Origin of the sequence: Kitasatospora sp. NPDC059803, assembly GCF_042732255.1 — a bacterium.
In the GTDB taxonomy this organism is placed as follows: domain Bacteria; phylum Actinomycetota; class Actinomycetes; order Streptomycetales; family Streptomycetaceae; genus Kitasatospora.
Genome location: NZ_JBHWIJ010000473.1, coordinates 1 through 3,937, shown reverse-complemented (window position 1 = coordinate 3,937; position 3,937 = coordinate 1). Strand labels below are relative to the sequence as shown.

Genomic DNA, 3,937 nt, shown 5'->3' with positions numbered 1-3,937 from the left:
GGGGCGGGGCCCCGGCCGCCGGCGCCGCGGGGGGGGGGGCGCCCCCCCCGCGCCGGTGGTGTGGAGCGGGGCTGCTAGAACGGCGGGAGCGTGCCGAGCTTGACGTCGCCCGTGTAGTGCTTGCCGAGCGCGTCGAAGTCGTAGTACAGGTGCACGTCGTCGCCGACCAGGTAGAACCTCTGCGTGCCGTTGACGAACGGCGACAGGCCCAGGTGGAAGGTGATGCCCTCGGTCAGGCTGCCGGAGGCGCTGCCGACCTTGACCTTGCCGAGGAACGGCACGTTCGCGTACACCACGATGGACGCGGAGCGGGCGGTCGTGTCGAGGGTGAGCGTGGTCTCCAGCGGGCCGGTGACGTAGGTCCAGGTCTGCACGTCCGTGATGGCGGGCGTGACGTTCTGGACCACTGCGACCGGGGCCGGGGCCGGGGCGGCCGCCATGGCCGCCGTGCTGCCGAAGCCGACTGTCAGGACGGCGAGGCCGGCCACCACAACACCCGCACGACGTACAAAGCGGTTCTTCATGGTTCCCTCCCAGAGGTGTGAGCTGATGGGCGGGTCCCCCGGGGTGATTCCTATCAGTCAACTCGCTTGGGGTGCCAGCGTGTTGTACATCACGACCGCGCTCCGGCGTAAAAGTGGACCCACCCGTTCGGGTGGTTTTTCTTGACTTGGCCAGCGGCCCTGTGCAGTGCGGGGCGGCCCGGGTCGCGCGGCCCGTTCCGGGTACGGAGCAGCCGTCCCCTCGTGCGGGTTCGGGGTTTTGCCGGGCGACTGCGGGGCGGGGCCTGCGGGCGGGCCGGGGCCGGTGGCGGGCCCGGTCGGGGACTGGACGGTCTGCGGTCGCGGGCCAAGTGGACCGGTTCGCGCGGGGGGCGCTACGCGCGTCCATTTCCGTCCACCCAGGGTGATTTGTCGGACCTTCACGGTTCCCCCATCAGATGATCACTCGGCTGCCGGAATTCCGACCCCTGGCGTACGGCGCGGTCCACTCGAATTCCTTCGCACACCGCCGAGCAGCGAAAGGCCTTCACCCCATGACCCGCCCTGCCGACCGCCCCTCCCCCGACCAGCAGCTGCGCGAGGCCGCCGCGCGGCTGGACCGGCGCCGCTTCCTCACCGTCACCTCGGCCGCCGCCGCGCTGGCGTTCACCGTCAACCTGCCGTCCGCGCACGCCGAGGACGCCGAGTTCGGACCGCGCGCCATCACCGGCAACCCGTTCACCCTCGGCGTGGCCTCCGGCGACCCGCTGCCCGGGGCCGTCGTGCTGTGGACCCGCCTGGCGCCGCGCCCGCTGGAGCCCGGCGCCGGGCTGCCGCCCGCCGGCTCGGTGCGGGTGGGCTGGGAGCTGGCCCGCGACGAGCGGTTCCGCAAGGTGGTGCGGCGCGGCAGCGCCCGCGCGCACGCCGAGTTCAACTACGCGGTGCACGTGGACGTCGACGGCCTCGACGCGGACCGGGTGTACTGGTACCGCTTCACCGTCGGCGCCTGGAGCAGCCCCGTGGGCCGCACCCGCACCGCGCCGGAGCGCGGGCGCAGGCTGGACGCCGTCCGCTTCGGGCTGGTGTCCTGCCAGGCCTACGAGGACGGCTACTTCACCGCCTACCGCCACCTGGCCGACGAGGACCTGGCCGCGGTGTTCCACGTCGGCGACTACATCTACGAGTACGGCATCGACGCGGCGGGCGGCGACCGCAAGTACACCGACCGCACCCTGCCGGCGCTGTTCAACCACGAGACCGCCACGCTGGAGGACTACCGGCTGCGCTACTCCCTCTACAAGAACGACCCCGACCTCCAGGCCGCGCACGCCGCCCACCCCTGGTACGTCACCTGGGACGACCACGAGGTGGAGAACAACTACGCGGCCGGCATCCCCGAGAAGGGCCAGGACCCGGCGCCGTTCATCGCCCGCCGCGCCGCCGCCTACCGCGCGTACTGGGAGAACATGCCGCTGCGGATGCCGCAGCCGCGCGGCACCGAGCTCACCCTCTACCGGCGCGTCCACTTCGGGCAGCTCGCGCAGTTCGACATCCTCGACACCCGCCAGTACCGCGACGACCAGGCCAACGGCGACGGCTGGCAGTACCCCACCCCGGAGTCCGAGGACCCGCGGCGCACCCTGATGGGCGCCGCCCAGGAACGCTGGTTCGCCGAGGGCCTGCACCGCTCCCGGGCGACCTGGAACGTCGTGCCGCAGCAGGTCGTCTTCTCCCGCCGCAAGAACACCACCGCCGATCGCTCCAAGCTCTCCATGGACGCCTGGGACGGCTACCCGGCCGCCCGCGAGCGCTTCCTGACCGCCGTCGACCGGGCCGGGGTGGAGAACCTGGTGCTCCTGACCGGCGACGTCCACGTCGCCTACGCCCTGGACGTCAAGCGCGACTTCGACAAGCCGGACTCGCGCACCGTGGGCGTGGAGTTCGTCGGCACCTCGATCAGCAGCGACGGCGACGGCGAGGAGAAGCCGTCCAACTGGCAGAACCTGATGTCGGCCAACCCGCACATGAAGTTCTACGACGGGCGGCGCGGCTACACCACCCTCACCCTGGACCGCCACCAGGTCCGCGCCGACTACCGCGCCGTCTCCCACATCACCCGCCCCGGCGGCACCGTCACCACCGCCGCCTCCTTCGTCACCCAGGCCGGCAACCCGGGCATCCACCCCGCCTGACCCGCCACCCCCAGGTCCCGCCGCTCACGGGGGCGGCGGGCCCCGGGGTGGCTGAGAGCCTTGAGCGTGACCGCGCCGCACCAGTTGCCTCGCATAGGCCCCCCGGCTGCTCAGGACTGAGCAGCCGGGGGACTCAACTACGCGCGAAGGTGTTCCAGTGCCTTCTCCAGCGCGTCCTCAGCGGCAACCGCCACGTCCGGCTCCACGCCAACGCCCTCCCAGTTGGTGCCGGTGACCGGGTTGATCGAGCGGGCCGCCGGCACGGTCACCGTCACATGCGGCGCAACAGGAATACGGGCCGTCGGGTGGGCGCCACCACGCGTCGTCTGCCCGACCAGCGTCGCCCGCTTGAGCACCTTCAGGTTGTACGACAGCTCCTCCCCACCGGAGAAAGTGAAGTCGCTGGTCAGCACCGCCACCGGCCGGTCCGAATAGCGCGGCGCGGCGAGGTGCCCGAGGGTCCAGTACTGGCGGGTGGAGTCGGTAGCCCGGTCGTAGATGTCGTTGAGGTGCACCTCGTCGTCAGCGAAGAAGTAGCTGCACCACAGCTGAACGCCCTCCGGTGAGCCGCCGCTGCACTGCCGCAGGTCGATGACCAACGCCTCGGTGGAAGCGACCAGTTGCATCGCGGCGGCGATCGCGGGACCGCCCACCCCGGCCGGGGGAATCATGCGCAGATCGAGGTAGCCGATGTTGCCGTCGAGTTGCTCTGCCCGCCGGATGCCGTAGTTCTTCTCCCGGGCGTACCGCTCGAACCGGGCCCGGGCGACGTCCTCCGGCTCCTCGTCCATCGACTGCGGCTCCTCGCTCCACAACAGCCGCAGGTGCTTGTCCGGACACACCCCCTGCAAGTCCTCCGTGACCCGCTCGCACAGCCCCCGCTCGTCCAGGCCCTCATAAGCGCCTTCCGCCAGCCGGTTCCGGATCGCCACTTCAATGGCCGCCGTCTTCTCGGGGAACACGTAACCAGCGGTGATCCGGGCGAGGGCGGTGTCGACTATCGCTCCATGAGTGATCATTCGCGCGATCGTAGGGCAAGGCTGACCCGATGCCCAGCGGTTTCTCAGCGAACTCCTCACCGTCACCCCCTCCCCCGGCCCCGCATCAAACCCGCCCTCACCCACTGCCGCACCCAAGCCCGAGCCCAAGCCGCCCACCCATGAGCAACACCCCACCGTGGGGGGGGACGGGGGCCCCCCCCCCCACAGCCGCCGCACCGCCCGGGCGGGCCGCCAGCCCCGCCGAAAAGAAAAAAAAAAACAA

Annotated in this window: 3 protein-coding genes; 1 reads left to right on the top strand and 2 read right to left on the bottom strand. The window is 71.4% G+C overall.

Annotated features, from left to right (window positions below; translation table 11 throughout):
* Positions 1-74: 74 nt before the first annotated feature.
* Entirely contained in the window at positions 75-524 is a 450-nt protein-coding gene (locus ACFV6I_RS38275; RefSeq protein ID WP_159398753.1) for a hypothetical protein, read from the bottom strand.
* Between the two features lie 512 nt (positions 525-1,036).
* Here ACFV6I_RS38275 and ACFV6I_RS38270 point away from each other — a divergent pair.
* A complete protein-coding gene (locus tag ACFV6I_RS38270) occupies positions 1,037-2,674 on the top strand; it encodes an alkaline phosphatase D family protein (RefSeq protein WP_363378133.1) in 1,638 nt (545 codons plus the stop codon).
* A gap of 137 nt (positions 2,675-2,811) precedes the next feature.
* Here ACFV6I_RS38270 and ACFV6I_RS38265 read toward each other — a convergent pair whose 3' ends face one another.
* On the bottom strand, positions 2,812-3,693 hold the full coding sequence (locus ACFV6I_RS38265; protein WP_063352936.1) for a S41 family peptidase: 882 nt from the start codon (positions 3,691-3,693) through the stop codon (positions 2,812-2,814).
* Positions 3,694-3,937 lie beyond the last annotated feature (244 nt).